Here is a 26,879-nt window from a genome sequence, read left to right as displayed (position 1 = left end):
TGAGGTAATAATTGATCGCGGGCAAACCCTTACTCAGGGTTGGGCATGACGTTGTGCGTTGAGGAGTCGCACTGGCTGCGTACGCAGCCAGCTCATCGGCACTGTCATTGCTCTGTGAGTGACTGCAACATGCTGTGTTTGGCGGTGAACACCCGGCTTTTTTCTGGATCTGAGGTTTTCTCTATTGCTTGCTCAAGCAGCTGACGGGCTGTATCATGGTCGCCCTGCAGGTAACTGATCTTGGCCAGCTCAAAATACGGTTCAGGCAGGTAAGGGGTTTCTTTTACCACGTTAACCAGCAGGCGGGAGGCTTTTTTCAGCTGGTCTTTGGCAATGGCACTGCGCGCATTCATCAAAAAGTCGAACGGGGTTTTGGCATCATCTTCGAGCTGTTGCTCAAGGCGTGCAGCCAGCGCTGTTGCCTGTTGCTCTTTCGCTAAGACCAGGTAATTTGACAGCAGATTATGGCTGATCAGACGATGTTGGTCGGCATATTGATAAATGGTTTCAGCGCCTTTCAGATCGCCGGCCCGACGGTGCAGTACGGCAGCGATATTGATTAGCTCCGGGTCGTCAGGGGCATAACTGCGGGCGCGCAGAATTCGGGCGGCACTGAGGTCAAACTCATCTGCCAGCATGGCTTTCACGGCCAGGTTAGCGTAAAACTTGGCGACCAGATCTTTGTACTGGGCTGACGCCACAAATATGGCATCCTGCGCCGGGAAGTAGTCAATGATGGTGCCTGGGCGTATCAGTGTGATCCAGTCTTCTTGTTCCTGCTGCTCAGGTGCCAGCAACTTGGTTTTAAAGTGTGACGAGATCAGTATGGTATCGGCGACTTGCTGATATACCGGGGCCGAGGCCACTTTGTGATATCGGGTGTCTATACCTGCCACAAAGGCATAGGCCTGAGTCAGTACGGCGAGTGAAATACAGTTGCCACCACCGTATTGTAACGATTCTGTGGCGCTATAGGTTTCGCCCCGATAGTGGAACTCGTCCAGCTGATCGTGCAGGTATTCAAAAATGATCCGGTCGCCGCGCATGCCCGCTAAAATATGTTTTTGATAGTAGCTCAGAAAGGCTTGTTGCTCTTGTTCCGGCAGGGTAAAAATTGATTGCTCATCGAGTACCGCCACCGGGTTAAACAGGGCATGGTTAAATGGCATGTCCGGACGTGGTGGCGGTGTTGCGAGGGGGGGTTGTGGGCTGGCACAGGCGCTCAGCAGCACAGTGAACAGGCTTAATAGCCACAGGCGAGCAGGCATAGTCATACTCCTTAAGACATGCATTGTGCGTATCCGCTTGGTCGCGGTTTTTGTAATTATTGTGCTTTGACTCTACACCTATCCTAATGATCTGCCAACGGGTTTGTGGTTTGGGTGGCTGGATAATATACGCATGCAAGCGTTTAAGCCGCTATCCCGTATTTGAAAAGGTTGCAGCTCTTTGGGCACCGTAAATGGTCGCCCGTAATGAATATGAGGGCGGCGTGATGACAAGTCTTAAAATGCTATTCTGCAATTGCTACAGAGCGCTGATACTGGCGTGACTTAAGAGCCACGCCGGGCTGTCTTAGATGCATTCCCCTGTTATGAATCAATTCATAATTCAGGGCAGCAAAAAGCGCACAGGCTTATTTTAACGCCTGAGTTGATGTTGTTACAGTAATCAACAAATCTGCCACTAATCTAACCATCGCTCGTTGTTGTTTTGTTTTTAACCTTTACAGGGTCTATTGGAGCACTTTTTGGCAAGTTCGGTGTACTTCCCCCGCCGACGACAGCACCCCCCATTATTTTATTTAACAAGTTATGTTCTACTTTCTTCATTTACAGGTACTCCGTATGATTTTTTTACACTTACAATGTATGAGATTAGAGCCAAGACAGCCAGAGTATGTAAGGTGTACTGTACTGGTGTCCACAAATGATAATATATGAACGGATAGCTTAAAATATCATAGTAATAAAGCTGGATTTCTATCCAAATTGAGACATTTAATAGGATTGAAACAAATGAAAGCACACAAAGAACACATTCTGGGATTGTTAAGTTATACTTTTCTCTAGCCAATTCAAAAAATCTAAGCTTTGTCGCACGGTGTAGCTTCTCGGCAATTACACCCCTCGACAGTATGGCCATTAGATAAAAAAAGTTTAGAAATATACACCACAAATAGTAGTGTCGAGTCCATTGCTTGACTATTGGATCTGAAACTATATCAACTGTTGTTAGTATTCCGAGCAGGATGAAAAACCATCTAGCGTTGTGAAGTTTCCAAGTAAGAACTAGCCCCACTACAATAGCTATAACGACTGGGTATTCAACAACATGCATCAGTCTTCTCCCTTGTCATCTGTTTTCGGTTCCATAGGTGGTTCTTTCTGTTGGGGCTTTTTAATTGTTCTTTTTTCTGCGTTATCGGCCAAAAAGCCAAAAAAGCTTTTCCAGTCTTTACCGAAGATCATCAGGATATCAAGCAATTGCTCCAGATCCATGATGGTTTTACCACTTTCCCAATTGGAGATGGTGGACTGATCAACCGGGACGGACATTTTCTTGGCCAGCTCGGCTTGCGACATTTTTTGTTGTATTCGCAAACTACGCAGTGACGCCTGAATGTCCCTTCGGGCGCTGTTTAGCCAGTTCAATCGTTGACGTGAATTCATTGTACATCCGTATATGAATATTAAAACAGTGAAGTTACATTTTGTTTCTTATTATTATACGGGGGGTAATTTAACAGCTGTTTAAAAAATGTAAAGTATCAATGTGCTGCTTTGTACCTGATTACTAATTAGGTTCCGCTCTAAAAGTTTGTTTTAGTTACATTGATTTAGGTAAAAATCATGAGTTATAAGGGGTTTCTAATTGAAGTTGGTATGTTCTTTGTCTGATGCACTTTATGAATGGATTCATGGCGAGTAACCGTGAATATGTAAACGGGTGTTACCCATGACGTTATGATTTACTTTATGACGTTTTTTCAACAGCGTATTTTGCGGATAAAATGGGGAGTAAATGACGCATTTTTTGCATGCGGGCCAGCGCTATATTCAACTCGGAGAAGAGCAGTACAGCCTGGTTGAGATAAAAAAGTCATCTGTTTCAGTGCTCTGACCAGTTTTGTGGTTCGAGAAACTCATCCTTTTTACCCAGTCTGAGTCCATAGTAATTGCACAATTGTGGCTTATAAATTCCATGATCAAGATTTCTTTGCGCAAATCTTTACTTAACTCATGGAGACTAACATGGTGGTTTATCAAAAGGCACTCCTGGCAGCGGCACTTTCGCTGACTTTGTTGCCCAACAATGCTCAGGCGTTGCGGCTGGCTGCGCCAGGCACTTACTGTAACGGCCTGGATCGAACTCAGATAGACATCGGTGAGCATGTTGAAAATCAATATATGATTTATCTGGCATTGAGCCCCAAATTGGCTGACACCGCGCTGACCGTATCGGGAAGTCAGAATTCTATTGTGGTTTCTTACGGTGGCCGCTGTGAGGTGCTTAACGGCAGTAGCTATAACGGGCTGCACGTGAACCTGCCGGACAGTGGTGAATACTACAATGGTACGAACCTGGACTTCCATCAGCAGGTATTTGGTGGCGAAGGGAATGATGTGATCCGTACCGGTAATAAAGTGGACTATATTTACGGCAATGGCGGCAATGACCAAATTTTCTCGTTTGATGACTATGAACGCGTCGACGGTGGTGCCGGTGCGGACTGTGTTGAAGAAGGGGATGAAGGCACGATCCAGAGCCGATTCGAAAACGTGGAATCAACCAGTTGTGCTAACTATGCACCGGCCAGTTGTGAAGGCCTGGACCGTACAAAGATTGCCGTTGCCGATGATAACTCTTTAAACCCGTACATGAACTACCTGTCGGTGTCACCGAATGTGAGCGGTGAAAAGCTGACGGCTGAAGGGGACGATGCGCTGGTCACTGTGTACTACGCTGGCAGCTGTGAAACCTTTGATGTGAGCAACCACAACGGCTTCCAGGTAAACCTGGCCGATAGCGGTGAAGAATATGACGGTACGGCACTGAACTGGCACCAACTGGTGTACGGCGGTGATGGTAATGACACCATCCTAACCGGTAATAAAGTGGATTACGTGTATGCCGGTAAAGGCGACGACATCATTTACACTTATGGCGATTATGAGAAAGTAGAGGGTGGCACGGGCATGGACTGTCTGACCGAAGGGTCAAGCGGCAGTATCCAGAGCAATATCAGTGGTATTGAGCAATACTCCTGTACACCAGTGGGCGATGTACCGGCCAGCCTGACGACCGCATACGAGCGTTGTCATATTCAGACTGGTAGCTTCGATAGCGAACTGAACAATGGGGTGTGGAAACTGCGTGCACTGGACAACAATCTGACCTTGTTTGTTGAAGAGCACGATGAGTATGTGTTTGCTTACTCAGCGGGCTATCAGCACTGTGCCTTCAGCAACGCTGTAGAAGAAGTTGAAGTGCAGTTATCAAATGGCAACGATGTCCTGTCAGCTACCGGTGTGGGTCGTGATATGACAGTGTATGGCCTCAATGGTAATGACACCATCCAGACGGGTCGGGGTAATGACCTGATCTTTGGCGGTGACGGTAAAGACAAGATCCGTGCAGGTGATGGTAACGACTGGGTCGCCGGTGGCTCTGAGATAGAGACTGATCACGACGGTGTGGTACATCGCGTGCGCATCAGTGGCTACAACAATGACGGCGCAGACGACATCAAAGGCGAGAACGGTAACGATGTGCTGTTCGGCAACCGGGATGGCGACAACATCTCTGGTGGTGATGGGGAAGACATCATCTTTGGTAATGATGGTAACAGAGACCGCCTGTCTGGCAACTCAGGCGCTGATATTATTGTCGATTCCGGTGGCGGCTCATGGGGCAATCGTGCCAAATCCTGGGGTGGTAGTGGTCAGGACATTCTGGTCTGTGAACGCGGCCATTGTGAACTCAGCGGCGGCGGCAGCAAAGACTTCTTAGCGGCAATTTCGACTCACTCAGATATTGGTCTGTATGGCGGCGGTGGCGGCGATATTCTCTTCGTACGCGGTGATGAGATCCCGTCAGGTACCGGTGGCAGTGGTAACGACTTAATCTATAACGAGTGGAATGACCGTGATATCAGTGGCTACGTGAGCAGTGCCAAGCATAGATCAGGCTACTTTGATCGCGCAGTCCGTAAAGCGGGCAGTGGCATGTCATCACGTCACGAAGAAGTACTGAGGCTGAAGCAGTTCTACAATGAGAAAGGCTACAGTGAGTTTAAAGGTCGTATTGCTGATCTGGTTGACGAAGACACCTTTGAAGCCTGGCTGAACAACCGCAGTAAGAGCGTGTACGACTTGCAATAACACTGACAGTGCTTTTACAAAGCACATATTAATTACTTGTGGTCCATAATAGGATCCGTCCCGAGTAAGGGGGAAGTCTGCGACTTCCCCCTTTTTCTTGCCCGACTGTGACAGCGAAATGAAGCAACCGCTTTTGCCATCTGTCATGACCCTCTTTGCCCCCGTTCCAATTCCGGACAACGCGTCCGCTTTCGCCGAAATTGGCAGTGTGATTTATTTAACTGAATGATTTTTAAGTTATAAAAATTTGGCACGAAACTGGCTCCAAGGGTGACAGAGATAATGTTTACGGAGCTGAGAATGGATGTAATTAAACCGCCTGAACCCACCAAGCGCTGGCGTCGCTGGATGTGGGGGCTGGTCGCCTGTGCTTTTGGTGTGAGTGTCTGGCTGGCTGGCCCCAGCGATCAGATCACCCGACTGGGACGGCATGAAGTGCTGATTGCAACTGTCGAAAATGGGCCTCTATTGATTGGCGTGGACAGCTTTGGCGTGCTGCGCAGTGCGGAGCAACACTTGATCACTGCCGACAGTGATGCGGTGGTGAAACAGATCCACCTTAAAGCAGGCGCGTCTGTATCCGTCGGAGAGGTCATTGCGACGCTCGATAATCCGGACCTGTCACTGGCGGTTGCGCAGGCACAACAGGCTTTGCAAAGCAGTGAGATGGCACTGCAACAGCTCACACTGAATCAGCAGCGGGAGTTTCTAAGTGAGCAAACGGCACTGGATAAATTAACCGGAGATCTGGCAACTGCCCAATTACGGCAGCAGGCTGAGCAGGGGCTGGCTGAAAAAGGGATCATTTCACACCTGGCATTTGCTCAGACTCAGTCCCGTGTTGCTAATCTGGTCCGTCAAATGCAGAGCGCACGACAGCGTCTGGAACAGCTAAAAAAGCTCCATGCCAGTGCGCAGCAGCTGGCATCGCAGCGCATTGTTATCCGGCGCCAGGAGCTGGCGCGCAGCCGTGCTAGGTTAGCTGCATTGACTATCACGGCACCCGTTGCGGGTATTTTGGAGCGTATGCCACTGGCGGTGGGTCAACGCCTGACAGTGGGCGACGAAACTGCATTGATCGGCAGCCAGACGCAGCTGTTGGCTGAGCTGCGCGTGCCGCAGTCGCAGGTGCAAAAAGTGCTGCCGGGGCAGACGGTGAGCGTGCGGATCCGTGAGCAACAGGTCACAGGCACCGTGGGGCGGATTGATCCTGTGGTGGCAGAAAACAGCGTGAAAGTGGAAGTTGCGCTCCCTCAGACGCTTCCCAAAGCGGCCCGACCTATGCTCAGTATTGACGCCAGTATCACCGTGGCTGAGCTGGATCAGGCTTTATATATTCGTCGTCCGGCCAATGTGCGTGAACAGCAGACAGTGCAGCTGTATCGTCTGCGTGAAGACGGCACCACTGAGTTGAAGACGGTGCAATTTGGCGCGCTGGCTGGTCGCTATGTGGTGATAGAGCAGGGCGCCGAAAAAAACCAACGCTGGATTATTTCTGATTTGAGTAACCTGGCACAACAGGGCGTGCAGGTTGCACTGAATTAAAGGTTTAAAGGACAACTATGGCACAATGGGGTGTCGGTTTGTCAGCGGGGATAGTATGACACAGATAATAACAATGCAGCACATCAGCAAGGTATTCGAAACCGAAGCACTGCAAACACATGCTTTGCGTCAGGTGAGCCTGACCATAGAGCAAGGCGAGTTTGTTTCCATCTCTGGCCCGTCCGGATGTGGTAAATCCACTTTGTTGTCTATTATGGGCTTGCTGGATGAAGCCAGCAGTGGGCAATACCTTATTCAGGGGATTGAAGTTGGCAGCCTGACCGCCGATCAGCGAGCAGAATTAAGAAACCGCCACATCGGGTTTATTTTCCAGTCTTTTAATCTGATTGATGAGTTGTCGGTATTTAATAATGTGGCATTGCCGCTGCGTTATAGCGAGACCCGATTATCACGTGCAGAGGTGCACAGTCGCGTACACAGCTGTCTCGACAAGGTAGGGTTGTCGCATCGTGCCGGGCACAAGCCAGATCAGCTCTCTGGTGGACAACAGCAAAGGGTTGCCATTGCCCGGGCCTTGGTTGCACACCCCAGCATTTTACTGGTGGATGAACCCACAGGTAACCTCGACTCCACAAGTGGTGACGCGGTGATGCAACTGATCGCGCAGCTGCATCAGCAAGGGACGACCATTTGTATGGTGACGCATGATCCCAGGTATGCCGATATGGCAGCGAGGCAGATCCGTCTTCTCGATGGTGAAATCGTCGGCGGCAGTCACACTCATCGCACTGCACGCAGTGCGATTGCCTGAAGGAATGCTATAAAATGTGGTTAGATATTCAGGACGCGCTGAAGGCGTTGCATACCCGTTGGCGTATGACGGTGTTTTTTATTGTGTTGTTGTCCAGCGCCATGGCGGCCTTGTTGGTCGCCGGCGTGATTGCCTGGCAGGCACATGGTCCATTGCCTTATGACGCACCAGAGCAGCTTGCCTGGGTAGATGGTGAGTTGCGCAATGAGCAGGGTGAGGTGACCCTCAGCGAATCGCTGTCTGTTCCCGCTGCCTGGCATTTGCATCAAACGCCCGGGTTATTCGAGCTGGCCACGCCACTTTATTACACGGATATGTTGTATGTGGATCATCCCGAACAGCCTAAAATTGCGACGGCACTGGTCGAGCCCGGTTATTTTTCCTTGTTTAATATGTCACTGCAAAGTGGCGATTATTTTGCTGTGTCGTCTTTACAAGGGCAGCAAGCGCAAAGTGCTGCTCAGGCCGTTGTCAGTGCGCGTTTTGCCCACCGTTATTTGCCGGGCCAGGAGGCCAGCGGGCAGGTGATCCAGCTCGATGATCGGCGTTTTCAGGTGGTGGGCATTCTGGCCGAGGACAGCCGGGAGCCGGAGCTGTTTCGGGCTGCACAGTATAGTGATGTCTTTTTACCCTTTTTTAGTCACACCGCGACCGACATGACCCCGTTTGCCGATATGGCGATCCGTAATAATGTACTGCTGGTCGGCAGGACCTTACCTCAGGCCTCCAGGGTATTACATTCAGAAGCCATGCAGCTGGGTGCCCGCATCAATGCATTGACACAGCAATATGGATTTGGTGAAACAACCCTCCATCTGACACTGCGCCCGCTCGACACTAAACTCAAAGGGGCGCTACAGGATATGGGGCAATGGCTGGTTGGCGCTGCATTGGGCGTAATCGTGGTGACCCTGTGCAATTTGTTTGCACTTTATTTATTGGATTTTAAAAGCCGCCAGTCTCAGCTGGCGTTACATCTGGCACTGGGGGCGCGTCAGTCCCGGTTGTTTCGTCAGGTGTTGTGTCATGCAGTTGCGCTGTTTGCACTGGCGGCTCTGGTAGCAACGGGGCTGGCACCGGGCTTGATGGCGCTGGTGCAATATTGGGGGGAGGATATTCTGGGCAGCATTACCTGGCTGCAATTGTCCTGGCCTGCTTACCTGGGGATGTGGTTTGTGGCGTTATTACTGGCCTGGGGGTTTGCTCGCAGTGTCTTTACCTTTGTTGACTTACGTGGGCTCAGGCAACAACTCAGTGGCTCAGGTAAAGGTCAGGTAAAGCAATTACCGGGCTGGCTCAGTCAATTACTGATCAATGCACAATTGACGATAGGCATCGTGGTGCTGTGTTTTAGCATCTGGCTGTTAAGTCATTACGGCGCACAATTAGGTAACGCACAGGGGTTTGATGACAAGGGCTTAATTCACGTGCAGATGCAGCAACTGGACTTTGAGCGCGGTGAACAAAAAGCCCGGGCACGACGTCAGCTCAGTGAAGCCAATATTGCAACCTTGCTGGCTCAGCCCCAGATAGCCGCGGCCAGTCTGGCTGCCAATGATCCTCTGGAAATGTCGTGGGTCGAGCCTATCAGCACAGTGCCAGACAGTGCCCGGCAACTGACCGCTTTTGGGCAATGGAGTGGCGTGGGTTACTTTGCCACCGTTGGCCAACGTGTGCTGGCAGGTCAGGCGTTCAGTGCGGAACAACTGACGCTGGATGCTCCAGCTGAGGTGGTGATTATTAACCAAAGTCTGGCAGGTAAGCTAGGTTTGACGCTGCAAGATGTCGGCACCACTTTGTATTCTCGTAATCAGCGTCCGGTCAGATTACAAGCCATTGTCGAAGATATCTATTCACCGACACTGGGGACGCCGGACATAGTGTATCTGCCACACAACTTTTTTGTCAGTAATCTGATTATCCGGCTGCAGCCGGGGCAGTCGCTCGCAAAATCTGATCTGAATGCCCTGCTGCGCGTACAAGATACTACGCAAAGTGTATTTCAGTTAACCAGTATGACGGCGCGTGCTGCTGCGTTGAGTAAATCGGCCCGGCTCAGTGCCTATACGGGTATCACCCTGAGTCTGTTGATGTTGCTGCTGGTCGGTGCTGGCTTATATGGGGTGTTGGGCTACCTGGCGCTGTTATCAGCACCTGTGTGGCACATCAAGTGGCAGGTGGGTGCCAAGGCGGGCACGTTGCTAAAAGAGCAATTGATCAGGCGGTTTTGTCAGGTCTTACCAGTTGCTTTTGTGGCATTGTTGTTACTTACTGTGCTGTGCTGGGTGTTTAAAACGGCGTTGCTGGGCCTGGTAACCAGCTTTTTAATGGCTGTTACCTTTATGTTTTTAATGGTTTTATTGCTGGACTATTACCATACTAAAAGCCGGCTGAAAGATTTTTGCTAAATCAGTAACAGATTCTTACAAATGTCACGTTATTGAACGTCTCTATATTGGTAAGATAGGCGGTAGGAAAATATCAATAGGTAAAGTCATGAAAGCACAAGCACTAAAATGGATCTTTCCCGTTGTGGCGTTGGGCCTTGGGGTGGCAGGCTTTTCAGCCATCAACGCGGTCGCAAAGGGTGAGGAAGATAAACAGGTCGTGGATACACGCCCTGTGGTACAGGTCGAATCCGTTCAGGCACAGGATCATCAGGTTCTTATTCAGAGCTATGGTGAAGTCACACCGCTTGAAACAACTCAGTTGTCTGTTCAGGTAGCTGGCGAAGTCGTTTACTGGCATCCCAGCTTTTTGGCCGGCGGCGTGGTTGCGAAGGGCGATATTTTGCTCAGCATAGAAAAAGACAATTACGAAGCGGCGGTTTTACAGGCCGAAGCCCAGCTGGCCAGTGCTGAAGCAGCCTTGATTGAAGAGCAGGCACAAGCAGACGTGGCAGCAGATGAAGCCAAACGTTTTCCAAACAAAAAACACACCGACCTGTTTTTGCGTAAACCTCAGGTGATGAGTGCCAAGGCTGCGGTTAAATCCGCTAAGGCCGCATTAATGCGTGCTCAGCGTGATCTGGATAATTGTGATGTGGTTGCGCCATTCAACGGTTTGATTGTGTCTCGTGACGTGGGCCTGGGTCAGTTTGTGTCAACGGGCAGTGTCGTTGCCCAGCTTAATAACATTGAGCAGGCTGAAGTGGTGATCCCCATCGCTGGGTTCGATTCCGTGTTTTTGCCTGAAACCGTGGGTGGTACCAAAGCGACGGTGTTTAACAAAGGCGTGAATAGCTTTACCCGCGAAGCACAGATCCATCGTGACCTGGGCACGGTTGATACGCAAACACGCATGAGCAATCTGGTCGTGCGTATCGAAGATCCATATGGCCTGAACAGTGACAAGCCGAAAGTGAAGTTTGGTACTTATGTGCAGGTGAGCTTTTTAGGTAAAACGCTCAAACAAATTTATCGTTTGCCGCAAGAGCTGGTCAATAATCAGACGGTCTGGTTGCTTAATGACAATGCGGAACTTGAGCCTCGTGAGGTGCAGGTGGTCCGAGAGGAAGGTGAATACTTCCTGGTGGGTGCCGGACTGAACAACAGCGACAAGGTGGTTGTCACCTTACCTGAGTATCCACAACGTGGTATGGCGGTGAAAGTTGCGGGTGCAGACGAATCCAATGCACAGGGCTCTGGCCTGGAAAAGCTATAACGGCAGGGACGGATAATGAGTGAACAACCTACACCAAAGCAAACGGGGCTGATAGCCTACTTTGCCCATAACCCGGTCGCTGCGAACCTGATGATGATATTTATCCTGATCATGGGGATCATCAGCTACTTTACGATCCAGCGCCAGATGTTTCCGAGTATTGAGCTTAATCTCATCTCGGTTAATGCGACCTACCCGGGCGCTTCGCCACAGGAAATTGAAGAAAGTATCCTGATAAAGGTAGAAGAAGCACTTAAGGACGTAACGGAAATAGATAAGGCGGTGTATCGTGCCTACCGTAACGGCGGTAGTGTACAACTGGAGATTGACACCAGTGCAGAGCTGGCCGACGTCGCCGACAAAGTACGATCCCGGGTCGATGGTATCGCAACCTTCCCGGCCTCGATGGAACCGATCCGTGTGCAACAAATAGAGTTTACTCAGGATGTTGTACAGATGGCTCTGGTGGCTGATCTGCCTCTGACACAACTGAAGCCGTTGGCGAAAGAAGTCGAAGACGAGCTGTTGCAGCTGTCTAATATTTCTTTGGTCGATCGTAATATGCCAGAATATGAAATCGCCATTGAAGTTGACCCCGATGCGCTGCGCCGTTACAACATGTCGATGGAAGAAGTGGCCATGGCGATCAGTCGCTATTCAACCAATGTCTCTGCTGGTCAGATCCGCACCAATTCAGGCCTGATCTCAGTACGGGTCGAAAATCAGAAATACCGTGGTAACGAGTTCCGCCGTATTCCGGTTAAAGTGGGCGAAAATGGCGCTAAAGTGCTGCTGCAGGATATTGCAGAAATTAAAGACGCCTTTATTGAAGGCGAATTCTATTTTCAACTTAATGGCGTGAATGCGGCTTACCTGTCGGTTAAAGCAACCAATGACCAAAACATGGTGCCGATCGCCAATACGATCCATTCCTACATTGAAGCGAAGAATGAAACGCTACCGGAAGGAGTTGAGTTAACGGCCTTCGTGGACATGACTTACTACCTTGAAGCCCGTCTGGCCATGATGAAAAAGAACATGTTCCAGGGGGCGATTTTGGTCGCCATTATGCTGAGCATTTTCTTACGCTTTAAGCTCGCGTTCTGGGTTATGGTGGGTCTGCCTGTGTGTTTCCTGGGCGCTATTATGATGATGCCGGTATTTGGGATCAGCATGAACATTGTGTCTCTGTTTGCCTTTATCATGGTGCTGGGGATCGTGGTGGATGACGCCATTGTCATCGGTGAAGCCGCCTATACCGAAATTGAGCGCAAAGGACCTGGCGTGAATAACGTGGTTGTTGGCGCGAAACGGGTCGCTACTCCGGCCACATTTGGGGTGTTGACGACCATGGCGGTGTTTGCCCCTATGGTGTTGTCGAGTGGCCCAGAAGCGGCATTCTTTAAATCGATTGCGGTTGTGGTCATGCTGTGTCTGGCCTTCAGTCTGATTGAGTCTAAGTGGATCCTGCCTGCACACATTGGCCATACCAAGTTTTCACCGATGCGTGAGGGCAGCTGGCGTGCGAAGTTCAATACGCGTTTCTTCGCCTTTGTGAATGGGCCTTACCGCAACCTCATCGAAACCTGTGTACAGTGGCGCTGGACGGTGCTGTGTGGCTTTGTTGGTATGCTAATACTGAGCGTATCACTGATCACCTCGAATCAGGTCAGGTTTGTGGCGATGCCCAAAGTACCGCACGATTACCCTATGGTAAAACTGACCCTGAACGACAACGCCTCGGACTCGCAAACGCTGGAAGCGCTGACCACCATCGAAAACATGATGTTGAAGGTGGAAGACGAGATCGAGCAGGAGTATGGACAGGGCATGATCAAAGACATCATGGTCTGGAATGAGGGCCGCACAGAAGGCAACGTGCTGGCGGTATTGGTAGAGGAAGATGACCGCCCGTTTGATGCCTTTGAGCTGTCGCGCCGCTGGCGTGAAAACATGCCGGACATTGCTGGTGTGAAGTCTTTGCTCGTGATTGATGACGTTAACGATGAAGGTCAGGGACAAGGGGAATTTGGTTACCTGCTGTATGGTCCGGACATCGATATGCTCAATGCTGCGGGTCGCCAGTTTATTTCTATGCTGCAACAAGAAAAGGGTCTGTTTGATGTGAGTTCCAGTATCGACCCGGAAAGCAAAGAAGTGCAGCTGGTGCTCAAGCAGGTGGCGTACGATTTGAACCTGAGTCTGTCAGACATTGCTAACCAGGTTGGCATGAGTTTCTATGGTGGTGAAGCGCAGCGCGTGATCCGCGATGGTGAAGAAATCAAAGTGATGGTGCGTTACCCGCGCCTGGACAGGGAAGCCTTCTCATCCCTGAAGCATACGGTCATCACAACGCCTGAGGGCAAAGATGTGATGTTGGGCGATGTGGTTGAGTTCGTGGAGCGCCCGGGTGTGAGCTATATTCGTCGTGAAAATGGCTACCGCACTGTGTATATCTACGGCAATATTGATGAGCAGGTGATTGAACCTAATCAGGTGGTTGAGAACATCAAAGATAACCTGTTGCCTAAGCTGCTTGAACAGTTCCCTGAGGTGAAGACCGAACTGGGCGGTGATATCGAAGAAGATCAGGCACAGGCCAATGAGCAAATGATGTTCTTCATTGCTGGTATGTTTATTGTCTATATTCTGTTGGCGGTGCCGCTGAAGAGTTATGGTCAGCCGTTAATCATTATGTCGGTGATCCCGTTCAGCCTGGTCGGTGCCATCTGGGGGCACTGGTTCTTTGGTCTGGATATGAGCATGATGTCGACCTATGGTCTGATTGCGGCGGCGGGGGTTGTGATCAATGACTCGCTGGTCATGACCGATTATGTGAACCAGGTCAGAAAAGAAGGCGTGAAGCTGAAAGATGCCGTGGTTGAAGCCGGGTGTGCGCGTTTCAGGGCAATTACCCTGACGTCTATCACGACCTTTGCCGGTGTTATGCCCATCATCTTTGAGACCAGCCTGCAGGCTAAGTTTGTGATCCCCATGGCGGTATCACTGGGCTTTGCGGTGCTGTTTGCGACCTTAATCACCTTAGTGCTGGTACCGTGCCTGTATATCATTTTAATTGATATCAGCAAGGTATTTGGCGGGGTATTCGGTGCGTTTGGTAAAGCCGCACGTCGTGTTACTAACAGCAGGGCAAGTCAGCCGCAAGGCTAACTATCTGCCAGAGTTACAATCTTTAGAGGCCAGCATTCGCTGGCCTTTTTTATGTGCGCAACTCAGTGGTGAATCAGGGGGTGTTTCTATTTTGGTTAATTATTGTTGAATAGGTGTTTTTTTGGTGTTACATTTGCGTTGATTTTAAATAAGGAGATAGTTATGAAATCAACATTTTTTAGGTCTGGCCTGGCGTTACTGACCTTGCTTTCATCTTTGTCTGCATTGGCATCTATGCCGATGGACCCGGAATTTAGAGGGTTGTACTTTGAATCTCAGGGAATTGAGGTCAAAGTTGATCTCAAAAGAGATAATATATACTCACCCTTTGAGCGCATTATTTTTTCAACTGTATGTGATCGCAACCATACTCGGTGCCATTCAAATGCATTCAGTATGCAAATGATGGATGATTTTGTTGCAGCATTAAAATACAAAAAATTCTATAAATATGTTTATGTACCTTTTGATCCTTGTGATGTTACACCTGGGTGTATACCAATGGGAATTGAACCTTCTGAAGGAGAGTTGAAAACTGGCAATGATGATATTCAAAGGCGAGGTGGATATCGTCCAGAACCACAATCCAGTCACCCTAGTTATTTGCAGACGTTCCTACATTCAATGGCTCAGGCAACAGGCTCACAATCGATTGGTGCCATGGCTGATTTTTTAAAGGCAGATAGTGCAGACGAGAATGGTAAATTTAAGACATACCGCTTTAGCTCCTATAATAAGCGAGGTCAGAAAATCCCCTTTTCAATATGTAAGATAGTCCCCGGAGATTGCGAAGAACAGATCGATGTGACAATTCGTGACTTAAACCGTGGCAAGATCGCGGTATCTGTTCCCGTGAGTGATGGCTCTGGTGGAGGCGACAGTGAAAAATACTGGCAGCGGGAGAAGGATATTCGAGACTATCTGCACCATCTAGAGTACGAATGTATCCCAGCTTATACAGATACAGGCGGGGGCAGGGTGTTGCAAATGGTCTGTGTAATGAAATAAAGCCGCGTTCACTATTCAGAGGCCAGCATTCGCTGGCCTTTTTCGTTTTCAGATAGAATCTCAGCGGCTCACAGTGAATTAAATGACATCTCAGGCGTTTATTTGCTATGTTAGGATCACAACGGTTTTTAACAAATTAGGAACAAGTGAGTGACCAAAACCCTGACCCCGCCAGTGGCTAAAAAAGTGCCACACACCATGACACATCACCAACATCAAAGGACAGACAACTACTACTGGATGCGTGACGATAAACGTCAGGACGTCGAGATATTAGACCATTTACATGCTGAGAACGCCTATTGTGAGGCGATGATGGCAACGCATAAAGGGCTACAGGACCAGTTGTTTGAAGAAATGAAAGGTCGCATTGTCAAAGATGACAGCACGGTGCCGGTTAAGGATGGGCGTTTTTGGTATATGAGCGAAGTCAGAGGCGACGATGAATACTCGCGTCATTATCGTGGCAGCGATGAAGCCATGACAGACAAGCAGTTACTACTGGATGTCAATCAGCTGGCGCAGGCATACGAGTTTTTTGAACTGGGTGACATTGCCGTCAGCCCCAATGACAATTTGCTGGCCTACAGTGAAGATACGGACGGCCGGCGTATTTATACTGTGTGCTTTAAAGACTTACAAAGCGGCGAGATGCTGAGTGACGTACTGACCGAAACCGAAGGGGAAGTGGTTTGGGCCAACGACAGCAAAACCGTGTTTTATGTCCGTAAAGATTTGCAAACCCTGCTGGGTTATCAGGTTTACCGCCATGTCCTGGGTACGCCGCAAAGTGACGACCAGCTGGTGTATGAAGAACAGGATCGTCAGTTCTATATGGGCCTGGGCAAGAGCCGAGATGAAAGCGAAATCTACATTCATCTGGCGGCAACGGAAACCACAGACATTCTGGCGTTGTCGGCTGATGAGCCTCTGGGTAAGTTTGAGCCTTTGCTGGCACGCACGCCGGGTCATGAATATGGGCTGGATAAGCTGGGCGAGTATTACTACCTGGTGTCGAACCGGGCAGCGAAAAACTTTCGCCTGTTGCGTGCTACCAAAGATACGCTGGCAGAGCCGGAACAGTGGGAAGAGCTAATTGCACACCGAGAACATGTGCTGCTTGAGGGCATGGAGTTGTTCAACAGCCACTATGTGGTGACAGAGCGCGAGCGTGGCCAGATCCGCTTTGTGGTGCACGATTATGCCGGGCACAGTTATCAGCTGAAATTTGATGATGCCTGCTTCTACGCTGGCCTGGGCTATAACCCTGAGCCCGACGCTCAGGTGGTTCGGATCTATTATTCAAGCCTGACTACCCCAAGCAGTATTTATGATTTTGCATTGGAAGGGGGCAAAAAGACCCTGAAGAAGCAGCAACGTGTATTGGGTGAGTTTAACCCGGATCACTATGCATCCGAGCGATTACATATTCCTGTGCGCGATGGTGTTGAGGTGCCGGTGTCACTGGTCTACCGTAAAGACAAATTCAATAAAGATGGCACCAACCCCTTGTTGCAGTACGGCTATGGTGCCTATGGGATCACCATAGATCCGAACTTCTCCAGTAATACGCTGAGTCTGCTGAACCGTGGTTTTGTGTATGCCATTGCGCATATTCGTGGTTCAGAAATGCTGGGTCGTCACTGGTATGAGCAAGGTAAAAAAGCGCATAAACAAAACAGCTTTAACGACTTTGAAGATGTAACCCGGGCGTTGGTTGAACAAGGGTACGGTGCTGCGGATAAAGTATTTGCCTCTGGTGGCAGTGCCGGTGGCTTGCTGATGGGAGCCGTGGTGAATCAGGCGCCAGCGCTCTATCGTGGTATCGGATGTCATGTGCCGTTTTTGGATGTATTGACAACCATGCTGGACGAAAGCATCCCGCTGACCACCAATGAATATGACGAGTGGGGAAACCCCAATGATGAGGCGGATTATCGCACCATTTTAGCCTACTCACCCTATGACAACCTGCGCGCAGGGGACTATCCTAATATTCTGGTAACAACTGGCCTGCATGATTCTCAGGTGCAGTATTGGGAGCCGATGAAGTGGGTGGCTAAACTGCGTGAGTTAAAAACTGATGACAATCAACTGTTGTTTAAAACCGATATGGATGCCGGGCACGGCGGTGCTTCAGGTCGCTTTAAGAGTTTGCGTGAAAAAGCCCTGGAAATGGCCTTCTTTATTGGCTTGTTAGAGCACTAACTGGTGCAACCGCCGGTTGGCATCTGCCAGCCGGTTTACCACGCAATGTTGACACACATGTTTGGAGAGCAAGGTATGTTTGCAGCACATGGAAAATGGCAGATCGACATTGTGCCGCCAGTGATATTTGTGAATCTGATTGGCGCATTTAATCGTGAAGGAGTACGGGCGTTTGAGCAACAAGCGCTGACTGAGATCGCGCCTTATACTGCTGGTGCGCTTCAGCGTGTGGTGATTAATCTGACCCAGTGTGAACTGGCAACCGCGGACAGTCTGGCTGCATTACAGGTGTATTTTGCGGATGTGGCCCAGCGCGGTTATCAGGAAATTGATTTTATCGGGGTGAATGCGGTGTCGCGCCAATTATTGACACAATTGTGGCAGACACAGCCGGTGAAAGTGTTATTTTACCTGGATGCGGACGCTTACCTGGTCCAGCACCCGCATTATCGTGATGCGACGCCCTGGCTGAGCTGAGCCGCCTTGTTTAAGATGGAGGGCGTGCCCTCCACTTATCATTGGCTGTTAGGCAAGATACGCTTTAAGCATCCACACCAGTTTTTCCTGCTCTTTGATGTAATCACTCATCATTGCTGCGGTGCCTTCATCGCTGGCATCACCTGCCTGCTCCAGAATATTGCGCTGCATTTTAATCAAGGTGGTAAAGCCATCCAGTAAGCGTTTTACCGCTTCCTGACCATCACTGATCCCTTTCGCTTCACTGATTTGACTGTGCTCCAGATAATCGCTGAAGGCGTGCAAAGGGGTGCCTTCAATGGTCAGGATACGCTCTGCGATTTCATCGACCTGAAGCAGTAACTGGTTATAAATTTCTTCAAACTTAACGTGTAACTCGAAGAAGTTACGGCCTTTGATGTTCCAGTGAACACTGCGGGCATTCATATATTGGATCTGGTAACTACTTAACAGGGTATTGAGGCTGCCTACCAGTGCCTGACTTTTCTGACTGTCTAATCCAATGCTGTTGCTCATTGTTTACTCCTGTACTGTGGTTAAAAAAGAGGACGCGACATGATGCGTCTGATTGATGCTTAGTGTGACTAAAAAGGCGGCAGATGCCAAATGGGAAAAGTCGATTGCCGGTATCGAGATTATTGAAGACAGTGCTGCCACACGCGTGTCTCCTTGTTAGAAAAAAGAAGGTACAGCAAGCGCTTAGCGCGGGTGTTAAGGATGCTTAAAGTTTGCCAATTTGACACGCCGCGCCCCAACAATGACAGCTAAGTTGATCTATCTCAAACGTAAAATGGGTTGTATTTTTGCTACAGCAGCGTTTTGATTCAGGTCAAAATTTCCACGATTCAGAGGCGCATAATGAACTTAACAGGCACAGAGCGTGTATTTTTTCAGGGTAATTTAAGTGCGCATCTGAGCCATCCCGTTAGGTTATTATTTCGGTGTGTCAGAGCACAAATACTGTGCAGCACCCAAGGAGCGTATCATGCAAGGTAAAACCCCTTCTCAACATAAATCCGAAATCGCTGTCGTGGTGATAGCACTGTTGACCTTTGTTGTGGGCCTGGTTGGCCACCTGGCAGGTGCCAGCTATGCAAATTCAGATGCGTTTGGATATATTGCTGCGCCCATTCCTCTGATTGTGGGGATCATCGCATTGGTGGCTTATAAAATTGCAGCCAACGGCGATCATTGATTATACCAATTTGCTTAATTAAGTGGTCTATTTTGAGGCGAGAAAATAGGGTCGATAACAAGGCAAAAATTTTGCTATTTAGTTGTTCTAAATAAGAAATTTTTAACGCCGTTAGCGTCCTATTTGCTCCTTCAAATAGACTAGGTATTAAGTGAAATTGGTATTACGTTCGAGTACTTCGACGATGTAATCGAGCACCGTCCGGGAATAAATTAAGGTGGTATGGCTGAGACGAAAGATTTTGTGCTCGGCCATGCCCTGCAATTTGGTCTCGTCCAGCAGCACGGTGCCATCGGAACGGCTGCCTTTTTTCAACAGCGGCATCAGACCAATTGGCAAGTCTCCGGCGATACTATAGAGCTTGGCTTTAAACGGCCAGTTTTGCTGTTGGCTGAGCAGGTATTCGACACTGTTTTTGAGCAGCATATCGAAGCCGTGATCATGCATGTGTTTGGCGATATAGCTGCCTTTGTGTGGTGTCCCCAGGGTGATTACTTTGCTGATGGCCGCACTGGCGGCCGAATTGTGAGTGAGGTAATCCCGGGCCACCAGACCACCCATAGAGTGGCAGACCAACGCGGCATCATGGCCCGCAACAAAAGCATCGATTTGTTCAAAGATAGCGTGTCTGTCGGGTGTCAGCGTGTTGTAGCTGAGATTGAGGATGTCAAAGCCAAGTTTTTCCAGGCGCTCGCACAGCGGGCGCATGACAAATCCAGACATATACAATCCATGTAAGACGACCACTTTGGTTACTGCCATTGTTTTTACCTCTTTTGCACCCGGGTGAGCTTATCCTTGTAGTGTTTCGGGGATCAGGTGCACGCTGTGTTGCTCATCACTGAACCAAATCTCGCCATCCTGCACTGTGACGGTTAACGCCATTGTACGCGTTAGCATTTCAGCCATCACGCTGGTGGCGCTATATGGCAGGCTGATGATTTTTAGGTTGCTATACTGGCGCAGGGTGTTTTGGTTCTTTTGCCACCATGGGCCCTGATTGTTCTCACCATACGTATAAAGTACCACTTGTTTGGCTCGATTGCTGGCTTTTTTCAGCCATTTTTCTTCCGGTAAGCCAACACTGAGCCATAGCTCAATTTCGTCACTGTAGTTTTTTAGCCAGATATCCGGCTCATCTTCGACACATAAGCCTTTACTGAAACTGAGTCCATCCTGATATTCCAGTGCAAACGCCAGTAGCCTGACCATCACGCGTTGGGCGTTTTCTGATGGATGTTGTGCCAGCGTGACACTGATGTCCTGATACACATGACGGTCCATATCGCTGAGCGAGAGGTTGGCCTTTAAAATAGTTGATTTGAGTGCCATTGCCTGTCCAATTTAGCAAAAACGACATTATATCGGTAAATACACAATTTGTGCGGGGAAAGTGAGGCTGATCTGCACTAGCCACGGTGCAGGTAGTAACGGAACAGACACGCCTGCAAAAGCGCACAGCCAGGCAGTAACCAGGGTCCGTTATAAGTCAGCGAGAGTATCAGCAGTATAGCAGGCAGGGTTGCGTAGAAAACAAGATGACCATTGGTATAGCGGCCACACAGCCAGTGAACCGGCAACCCGATAGCGAGCCAGCCTATCACAGAGAAAGCAAGGTAAAATGATGAGAGGAGCGCGATGGTGGTAAACAGGCGCACCGTTTCCATTGGACCGGGGAAGTCACTAAACATCAAGGCCGCAATACCCAGTAATAGCAGCAGGCCGGTGTAAAAGACACTTTTGACCGCGGCACTGTCCCAGTTTCCTTTCAAAACACATGCTCCCTGTTTGGTGTAACCTGTTGCTGTATCTTTGATCCCCCAATATCCACGTTTATAGTACACTATGCGTTATTCATGTGTCGCGTGGCCGGGTTGCAGAAAGTATGTTTTCTGTGCGTCTACAGTCTGACACAGCCAGATTTAATAAGGTAGAAAACGATGAGCAGAACAGGTATCCAGTGGTTTCCGGGACATATGAACAAGGCGCGCAATGAGATCAAAGAGATCATGCCGCAGATGGATGTGATTATTGAAGTGCTGGATGCCCGTATACCCTACAGCAGTGAAAACCCCATGGTGGCGCAGTTGCGCGGCGACAAGCCGGTCATCAAAATTCTGAACAAGGCTGACCTGGCCGACCCTGAGCAGACTCAGGCCTGGATGGACTACTTTGAGCGCGAAGATGGCGTCAAAACCCTCGCATTTGGCCATGACAAGGGCAACGAGGTACAGCGGATCAATGCCTTGTGTAAGAAGCTGGCACCGCAAAAAGTGGGTCAGGATAAGCAGCTAAAGGCCATGATTATGGGGATCCCCAATGTCGGTAAATCTACCTTAATTAACATTTTGGCCGGACGAATTGTGGCTAAAACGGGTAACGAACCGGCGGTCACTAAGGCCCAACAGCGTATTAAGCTGGAAGACGGCATTATGTTGTATGACACCCCGGGCATGTTGTGGCCTAAAGTAGAAAACGAAAACTCGGGATATCGTCTGGCTGCCACCGGCGCCATTCGTGATACTGCAATCAATTATGAGGAAGTGGCCAGTTATACCGCTGAGTATCTGTTACAGGCCTACCCTCAACTGTTGCAGGCACGCTATAAAATTGACGAGCTGCCCGAGTGCGACTGGACTTTTATTGAAATGGCCGGACGTAAGCGTGGCTGTATTCGCGGTGGCAATCAGGTCGATACGCACAAAATGTCGGAGATCCTGATCAACGAACTGCGCGATGCCGTCATTGGCCGTATCACCATGGAAACACCACAAATGCGGGATGAGGAAGAAGAAATGGTGGCCCAGTTGCGTTTGGCCGCAGAGGCGAAGAAAGCAGCCAAAGAAGAAGAAAAGCGTCAGCGCCGCGCTCGTGCGCGTAAAAACCGTCGTTAATCTGTGGGCTTGAAGCAAAAATCAGGCATAAAAAAAGCCCGGGGCAGGGCTTTTTGATTTCATATCTACCGTCACCGATATGAGCAATGTAGCAAGTAAAATGTGAGTTGGTTGCCTGTGAGCCACATCAAGGGGCGTTAATGTTTTTCACCTGCAACCAGAGCTTTTTGCGTAAGCAACACGTACTTCTGAGTCGAGAAACAAACTGAGTACTACAACAAATTGAGCCGTCAACCTCGCTTTGTTGATAATGATTATCAGTTAGATTTGATTCGGTGTCAACACCTATTTGAAATTAATTCTCATTTAGGTTTTTCTGTGTTAGGCAGGTAAATTCCGGACATAAAAAAAGCCCTGAGGAGGGCTTTTTGATTTCATATCTACCGTCACCGATATGAGCAATGTAGCAAGTAAAATAGTAAGTTGGTTGCCTGTGAGCCACACCGAGGGGCGTCGGTACTTTACACCTGCAACCTAAGCTTTTTTGCGTGAGCAACACGTACTTATTCTGGGTCGAAAACAAGTTAAAACATCAACAAATTGAGCCGTCAATCTCGTCTTGTTGATAATGATTATCAATTAGGCCTTTCCAGGAGTCAATACCTATTTGAAATTAATTCTCATTTGCGTTTTTGTGGTTGGATCATCAGGCAGTAAATTTTAGGCATAAAAAAAGCCCCGAGCAGGGCTTTTTATGTTCATATCTACCGTCACCGATATGAGCAATGTAGCAAGTAAAATAGTAAGTTGGTTGCAAGCATCCTGCATTAAGGGGCGTTAATACATAGCACCTGCAACCTGTGCTGTTTACGTGCGCATCACGTGTTTCAGGGTCGAGAAACAAATTACGTACTTCGACAAAGTGAGCCGTCAATCTCGCTTTGTTGAGAGTGATTATCAATTAGATCTTTGTGCCTGTCAATGCCTTTTTGAAAATAGTTCTCATTTGGTTTTTCTCTTCCTTCTTGCAGTTGTATCCGTTGATGTTGTGCTGGGCATTACACAGGCGTTTTTGATGATGTGGCTGGCACTTAGTTGTCAGGGAGAATACGAAAGGGAGTCTGCCTTCGTTCAGAAATGAAAAAAGCCCTGAGGAGGGCTTTTTGGGATCATATCTACCGTCACCGATATGAGCAATGTAGCAAGTAAAATAGAAGGTGGTTGTTGAGTTACACCAAGGGGCGTCAATGTAACTCATTAACAACCAATGCTGTTATCGTGCGCGACACGCGTTTCAGGGTCGAGAAACAATTAGAGTAACAAAATGAACCGTCAAGTCACTTTGTTGAGAGTGATTATCAATTAGATCTCTGTGCCTGTCAATTGCTTTTTGAAAATAATTCTCATTTATGTTTTTTGGTGTGTTGTGTATTGTAGTACGGTGCTATTTTATGAATTTATGCATGGGGAGTATCTATTCTGTAAACAAGTAAGTTGTTATTCTGGGTTTGCTTGAATTGCAAAAAGGAATTTATGATGACCCCCTGTTTTTTGCCAGTTGCAGCAGTAGCCGCACTCAGCCTGCCTGCATATGCTCTGGACTCTTTTGATATCAACACCCAGTTATTTTCATTTGCCTCTCAGGGCCACACAATTTATCTGGAGACATTGCCTGTACCACATTCAGGGCAAATGATACGTCTTCGCTTTTGGGCACAGTGCAAGGATCAGCAATGTGATGACTCACGCTTTGTGCGGCAAATGGTCCGTGATCTGGAATGGGCGATGCCACGAGAGGCGGTCGGCGTGTCAGACAAAGCGGATGTTCTGCCCTGTCAAAATGTGCTTGAGGGGTGCTGGCCGAGTTTCAATACAACTCGTATGCTGCTGGAAACGGATGTGACATTTCAGGAGTTGACTTCATTTGACCTGAACATTTTTGAATTGTTAATCGTTTCTACGACCCCAGAATCCGGCTCGGTGATCCCTATACAGGCCTGCACTCGTGAGGCGCGACCGGGCCTTTGTTTGGTGAACGATAACTTTCAGTTTACCACGCTCAGCCCAACGTCATTTTCGGTAACCTACGAGGCGAACTGGAATGATGCGGATCAGCGCGATGATGAGCAGGAGCTGCACCGCTTTACTCAAAGACAGGGTTATCATTGCAAAGAGCAGGCACACACCATGACGTCGCACGTGCGGGTAACACTGACATGCGAGCATCAGGGTGAGTAAAGACGCGTGCTTAGTGTGCTTGCAGCCAGTAATAGTAGTCGGTCGCATCGTGAATATCGACGCGCTGCTGCGTGGCTTCCAGTTCGCCAATGACCCGGTGTAAATGGGCAGGATCCTGCCAGGTATTGCTGACATCTACGCCGAGTCTCACCGAAAACGTGGGGGAGACCAGTGCCCGTTCATCAACAGTGGCATTTAAAATGGACGCGCTGTTATCCCGCTCGTAAGCCATGATCGAAACCCCATCCAGCACCTCCTCCAGTGCTGCGAAAAAGGCCGTCCCCTGATCGGCCCAGCCAATTTTAGCCGAGCTGTCATACCAGGTGGGAATATCGGCATACAGCTTTAATTGCGCCATACCCTGATCATCCAGCAAAGCTCTGATGGCTCTGAATGTATCAATGAGCTGCCACAACAACGCCTGACGAGACTGGGGTGTGCCTTGCTTCCATTCAGCCAGTGCATGAGGCTCAATATCCAGATGCAGTGCAGTAAATTCAGCATCAGGCGCAGCATTGCGCTGATAATCGATAAGACGAGCTTGTAATTTGTTGAGCATTTTGCTGTGATTTTGCGCGAAAACCCAGGTATTTTGCGCCATCAGGTAATGTGACTGAATTCCATGCGCAGCCAGTGCCTGGTTCCACTGTGCGACGGCCTGAGGCTGCGTTTGTGTATATTGTCCGTAGGAGCCATAGACGGCAGTGATATGTTGCTGTTGCAGCAAATCGATCAGCGTCTGCTGCGTCGACTGGCTGGTGATCATGGCGGATGCCCCCAGCGGATCTCCGCCTTTTTTCCACAGCCAGGTTGCGCGTTCCGTCGCTTGTGCACAGGCACTGGTGGTCAGCGCCAGAGCAAAGAGTGTTCCCAGAGAAGTGATCTTTTTAGCCATAGTGTGCTCCCTTTATACTTATTCGATAGTCGGTGATGCCCCTCAGTGAGGATCTGCTTGGGGTGCTCGATCCCAGTGCCAAATTGCCGTATAACTAACCTTAAATAACAAAAAATCAACAGGACATGTATGCTGAGTTTACTTGGCTTAATCGGCGCATTGGCGTTACTGATTGGCCTGACCCTGCGAGGGGTCAATTTGTTTATCGCTGCGCCTCTGTGCGCATTAATCGTGGCCCTGACCAGTGACATTGCTATTTTTAATGCCACCGCAGGCCAACCCTTTGTGTCTCTCTATATGGCCGGATTTGCCGGGTTTTTGCAAGCCTGGTTTTTAATGTTCTTGCTGGGCTCCCTGTTTGGCAAATTTATGGAAGACAGCGGGGCTGCGGATGCCATTGCCCATTATGTGATTGGCAAAATCGGCATGAAATACGCGGTGTTAGCTGTGGTATTGGCCTGTGCCTTATTGACCTATGGCGGCGTCAGCGTGTTTATTGTGGCCTTTTCTGTCTATCCGATGGCGCTCAGTCTGTTTAAGGATGCCAATTTACCCCGACGCTTTATCCCGGCGGTGCTGGCATTTGGTTCCGTGACCTTTACCATGACCTCTGCGGGGTCGCCCGAAATTCAGAACTGGATCCCAATCAAATATCTGGGGACTTCGCCTTATGCTGCCTGGCAGGAAAGCCTCGTGGTAGCTATTTTTATGGCGGGATTAGGGTATGTACTCTTAAGCTGGATGATCCGCCGGGCGGTGGCCAATGGCGAATGTTTTGTCGCGCGGGACAATGACCCGGAACAGATCCAGCGCAACTTACCGCACCCGATCACGGGTTTATTGCCCTTGCTGGTCGTGTTGATTTTGTCATTTACTCTGCATAGCACACTCCAGCAAAACGCGCTGATCGTCGCATTACTGGGTGGAGTGCTGACGATATTAGCGATTAACTTCAAGCACTTTCATAATTTATCTCAGGCGGTGAACTTAGGCACCACAGGGGCATTGGTGGCGATCGGAAACACGGCTGCGGTGGTTGGTTTTGGTGCGGTTGCCAAAGGCACGCCGGCCTTTAATGAGGCCGTTGCCCTGATGACCAGTATTCCCGGCAACGAACTGCTCGGCGCCGCGATTGCGGTCAGCGTGATTGCTGCACTGACAGGGTCGGCATCGGGTGGACAGGCCATTGCCCTGCCATTGGTGGCGCCACATTATCTCGACTTAGGCGTGGATGCCAGTCAGCTTCACCGGGTGGTGGCGATCAGCTCAGGCGCGCTCGACACTTTGCCGCACAATGGTTATGTCGTGACCACAGTGCGGGCGATCTGTGGCGAGAAGCATCAGGATGCGTACTGGCCGTTGGCAGTGTTGACTGTCTTAGTGCCTTTATTGGGGGTTGGGCTGATCCTGGGTTTGTTTATCTGGTTTTAACGGGCTTAAAGGAGGCGTTATGCTCAGGGGCGAGATCATCGTCAAAGCCCCTGTTTTA

21 protein-coding genes are annotated in these 26,879 nt (G+C 49.3%); 13 read left to right on the top strand and 8 right to left on the bottom strand.

The window, feature by feature from the left end:
- Positions 1–104 precede the first annotated feature (104 nt).
- From IY568_RS15905 to IY568_RS15895, 3 genes are all read right to left on the bottom strand, one after another.
- Positions 105–1,268: a tetratricopeptide repeat protein gene (locus IY568_RS15905; RefSeq protein WP_194868065.1), complete on the bottom strand. Its 1,164-nt coding sequence runs from the start codon at positions 1,266–1,268 to the stop codon at positions 105–107.
- Between the two features lie 423 nt (positions 1,269–1,691).
- Positions 1,692–1,832, bottom strand: coding sequence for a hypothetical protein (locus IY568_RS15900; RefSeq protein ID WP_194868064.1), 141 nt, complete (start codon positions 1,830–1,832; stop codon positions 1,692–1,694).
- A gap of 507 nt (positions 1,833–2,339) precedes the next feature.
- Positions 2,340–2,672, bottom strand: coding sequence for a helix-turn-helix transcriptional regulator (locus IY568_RS15895; RefSeq protein WP_228553384.1), 333 nt, complete (start codon positions 2,670–2,672; stop codon positions 2,340–2,342).
- Between the two features lie 582 nt (positions 2,673–3,254).
- Here IY568_RS15895 and IY568_RS15890 point away from each other — a divergent pair.
- The 9 genes from IY568_RS15890 (at position 3,255) to IY568_RS15850 (ending at position 18,228) form a co-directional block, all read left to right on the top strand.
- Positions 3,255–5,384, top strand: coding sequence for a calcium-binding protein (locus IY568_RS15890; RefSeq protein WP_194868063.1), 2,130 nt, complete (start codon positions 3,255–3,257; stop codon positions 5,382–5,384).
- A 300-nt stretch (positions 5,385–5,684) separates the two neighbouring features.
- A complete protein-coding gene (locus IY568_RS15885; protein ID WP_194868062.1) occupies positions 5,685–6,929 on the top strand; it encodes an efflux RND transporter periplasmic adaptor subunit in 1,245 nt (414 codons plus the stop codon).
- A gap of 55 nt (positions 6,930–6,984) precedes the next feature.
- Positions 6,985–7,701, top strand: coding sequence for an ABC transporter ATP-binding protein (locus tag IY568_RS15880; protein ID WP_228553383.1), 717 nt, complete (start codon positions 6,985–6,987; stop codon positions 7,699–7,701).
- Between the two features lie 14 nt (positions 7,702–7,715).
- The gene (locus IY568_RS15875) at positions 7,716–10,109 is read left to right on the top strand and encodes an ABC transporter permease (protein ID WP_194868060.1); all 2,394 of its coding nucleotides are present in this window, start codon (positions 7,716–7,718) and stop codon (positions 10,107–10,109) included.
- An 88-nt stretch (positions 10,110–10,197) separates the two neighbouring features.
- On the top strand, positions 10,198–11,364 hold the full coding sequence (locus IY568_RS15870) for an efflux RND transporter periplasmic adaptor subunit (protein WP_125560991.1): 1,167 nt from the start codon (positions 10,198–10,200) through the stop codon (positions 11,362–11,364).
- Between the two features lie 15 nt (positions 11,365–11,379).
- Positions 11,380–14,535 (top strand): efflux RND transporter permease subunit, encoded by a 3,156-nt coding sequence (locus IY568_RS15865; RefSeq protein ID WP_125560989.1) that lies wholly within the window; start codon positions 11,380–11,382, stop codon positions 14,533–14,535.
- A 162-nt stretch (positions 14,536–14,697) separates the two neighbouring features.
- Positions 14,698–15,543, top strand: coding sequence for a hypothetical protein (locus IY568_RS15860; protein WP_194868059.1), 846 nt, complete (start codon positions 14,698–14,700; stop codon positions 15,541–15,543).
- A gap of 150 nt (positions 15,544–15,693) precedes the next feature.
- On the top strand, positions 15,694–17,751 hold the full coding sequence (locus IY568_RS15855) for a S9 family peptidase (RefSeq protein ID WP_194868058.1): 2,058 nt from the start codon (positions 15,694–15,696) through the stop codon (positions 17,749–17,751).
- 75 nt (positions 17,752–17,826) lie between these two features.
- Positions 17,827–18,228, top strand: coding sequence for a hypothetical protein (locus tag IY568_RS15850; RefSeq protein ID WP_194868057.1), 402 nt, complete (start codon positions 17,827–17,829; stop codon positions 18,226–18,228).
- A 48-nt stretch (positions 18,229–18,276) separates the two neighbouring features.
- Here the strand turns inward: IY568_RS15850 and IY568_RS15845 are convergent, their stop codons facing one another.
- On the bottom strand, positions 18,277–18,744 hold the full coding sequence (locus tag IY568_RS15845) for a Dps family protein (protein WP_125560981.1): 468 nt from the start codon (positions 18,742–18,744) through the stop codon (positions 18,277–18,279).
- Between the two features lie 469 nt (positions 18,745–19,213).
- Between IY568_RS15845 and IY568_RS15840 the strand changes: the two genes are divergently transcribed.
- Complete coding sequence (locus tag IY568_RS15840; RefSeq protein ID WP_010384994.1) at positions 19,214–19,423, top strand: hypothetical protein; 210 nt, start codon at positions 19,214–19,216, stop codon at positions 19,421–19,423.
- Between the two features lie 147 nt (positions 19,424–19,570).
- Here the strand turns inward: IY568_RS15840 and IY568_RS15835 are convergent, their stop codons facing one another.
- The 3 genes from IY568_RS15835 to IY568_RS15825 form a co-directional block, all read right to left on the bottom strand.
- Positions 19,571–20,185, bottom strand: a complete 615-nt coding sequence (locus IY568_RS15835; RefSeq protein WP_125560977.1) for an alpha/beta hydrolase — start codon at positions 20,183–20,185, stop codon at positions 19,571–19,573.
- Positions 20,186–20,215: 30 nt separating this feature from the next.
- Complete coding sequence (locus tag IY568_RS15830; protein ID WP_010384996.1) at positions 20,216–20,755, bottom strand: YaeQ family protein; 540 nt, start codon at positions 20,753–20,755, stop codon at positions 20,216–20,218.
- Positions 20,756–20,832: 77 nt separating this feature from the next.
- On the bottom strand, positions 20,833–21,195 hold the full coding sequence (locus IY568_RS15825; protein ID WP_194868056.1) for a hypothetical protein: 363 nt from the start codon (positions 21,193–21,195) through the stop codon (positions 20,833–20,835).
- Positions 21,196–21,363: 168 nt separating this feature from the next.
- Between IY568_RS15825 and ylqF the strand changes: the two genes are divergently transcribed.
- Positions 21,364–22,317: a ribosome biogenesis GTPase YlqF gene (gene ylqF / locus IY568_RS15820; protein ID WP_058796685.1), complete on the top strand. Its 954-nt coding sequence runs from the start codon at positions 21,364–21,366 to the stop codon at positions 22,315–22,317.
- 1,473 nt (positions 22,318–23,790) lie between these two features.
- Complete coding sequence (locus tag IY568_RS15815; protein WP_194868055.1) at positions 23,791–24,495, top strand: hypothetical protein; 705 nt, start codon at positions 23,791–23,793, stop codon at positions 24,493–24,495.
- 10 nt (positions 24,496–24,505) lie between these two features.
- Here IY568_RS15815 and IY568_RS15810 read toward each other — a convergent pair whose 3' ends face one another.
- On the bottom strand, positions 24,506–25,390 hold the full coding sequence (locus IY568_RS15810) for a hypothetical protein (protein WP_194868054.1): 885 nt from the start codon (positions 25,388–25,390) through the stop codon (positions 24,506–24,508).
- 129 nt (positions 25,391–25,519) lie between these two features.
- Here IY568_RS15810 and IY568_RS15805 point away from each other — a divergent pair, with 129 nt between their 5' ends.
- Positions 25,520–26,821 carry a GntP family permease gene (locus tag IY568_RS15805; RefSeq protein WP_194868053.1) on the top strand — a complete coding sequence of 434 codons (1,302 nt, stop codon included), beginning with the start codon at positions 25,520–25,522 and terminating at the stop codon, positions 26,819–26,821.
- Positions 26,822–26,879: the final 58 nt, after the last annotated feature.

Source organism: Pseudoalteromonas sp. PPB1 (assembly GCF_015356275.1).
In the GTDB taxonomy this organism is placed as follows: domain Bacteria; phylum Pseudomonadota; class Gammaproteobacteria; order Enterobacterales; family Alteromonadaceae; genus Pseudoalteromonas; species Pseudoalteromonas rubra_D.
Note: the sequence above shows the minus strand (reverse complement) of the source record. Positions and strands in the feature narration are given on the sequence as shown.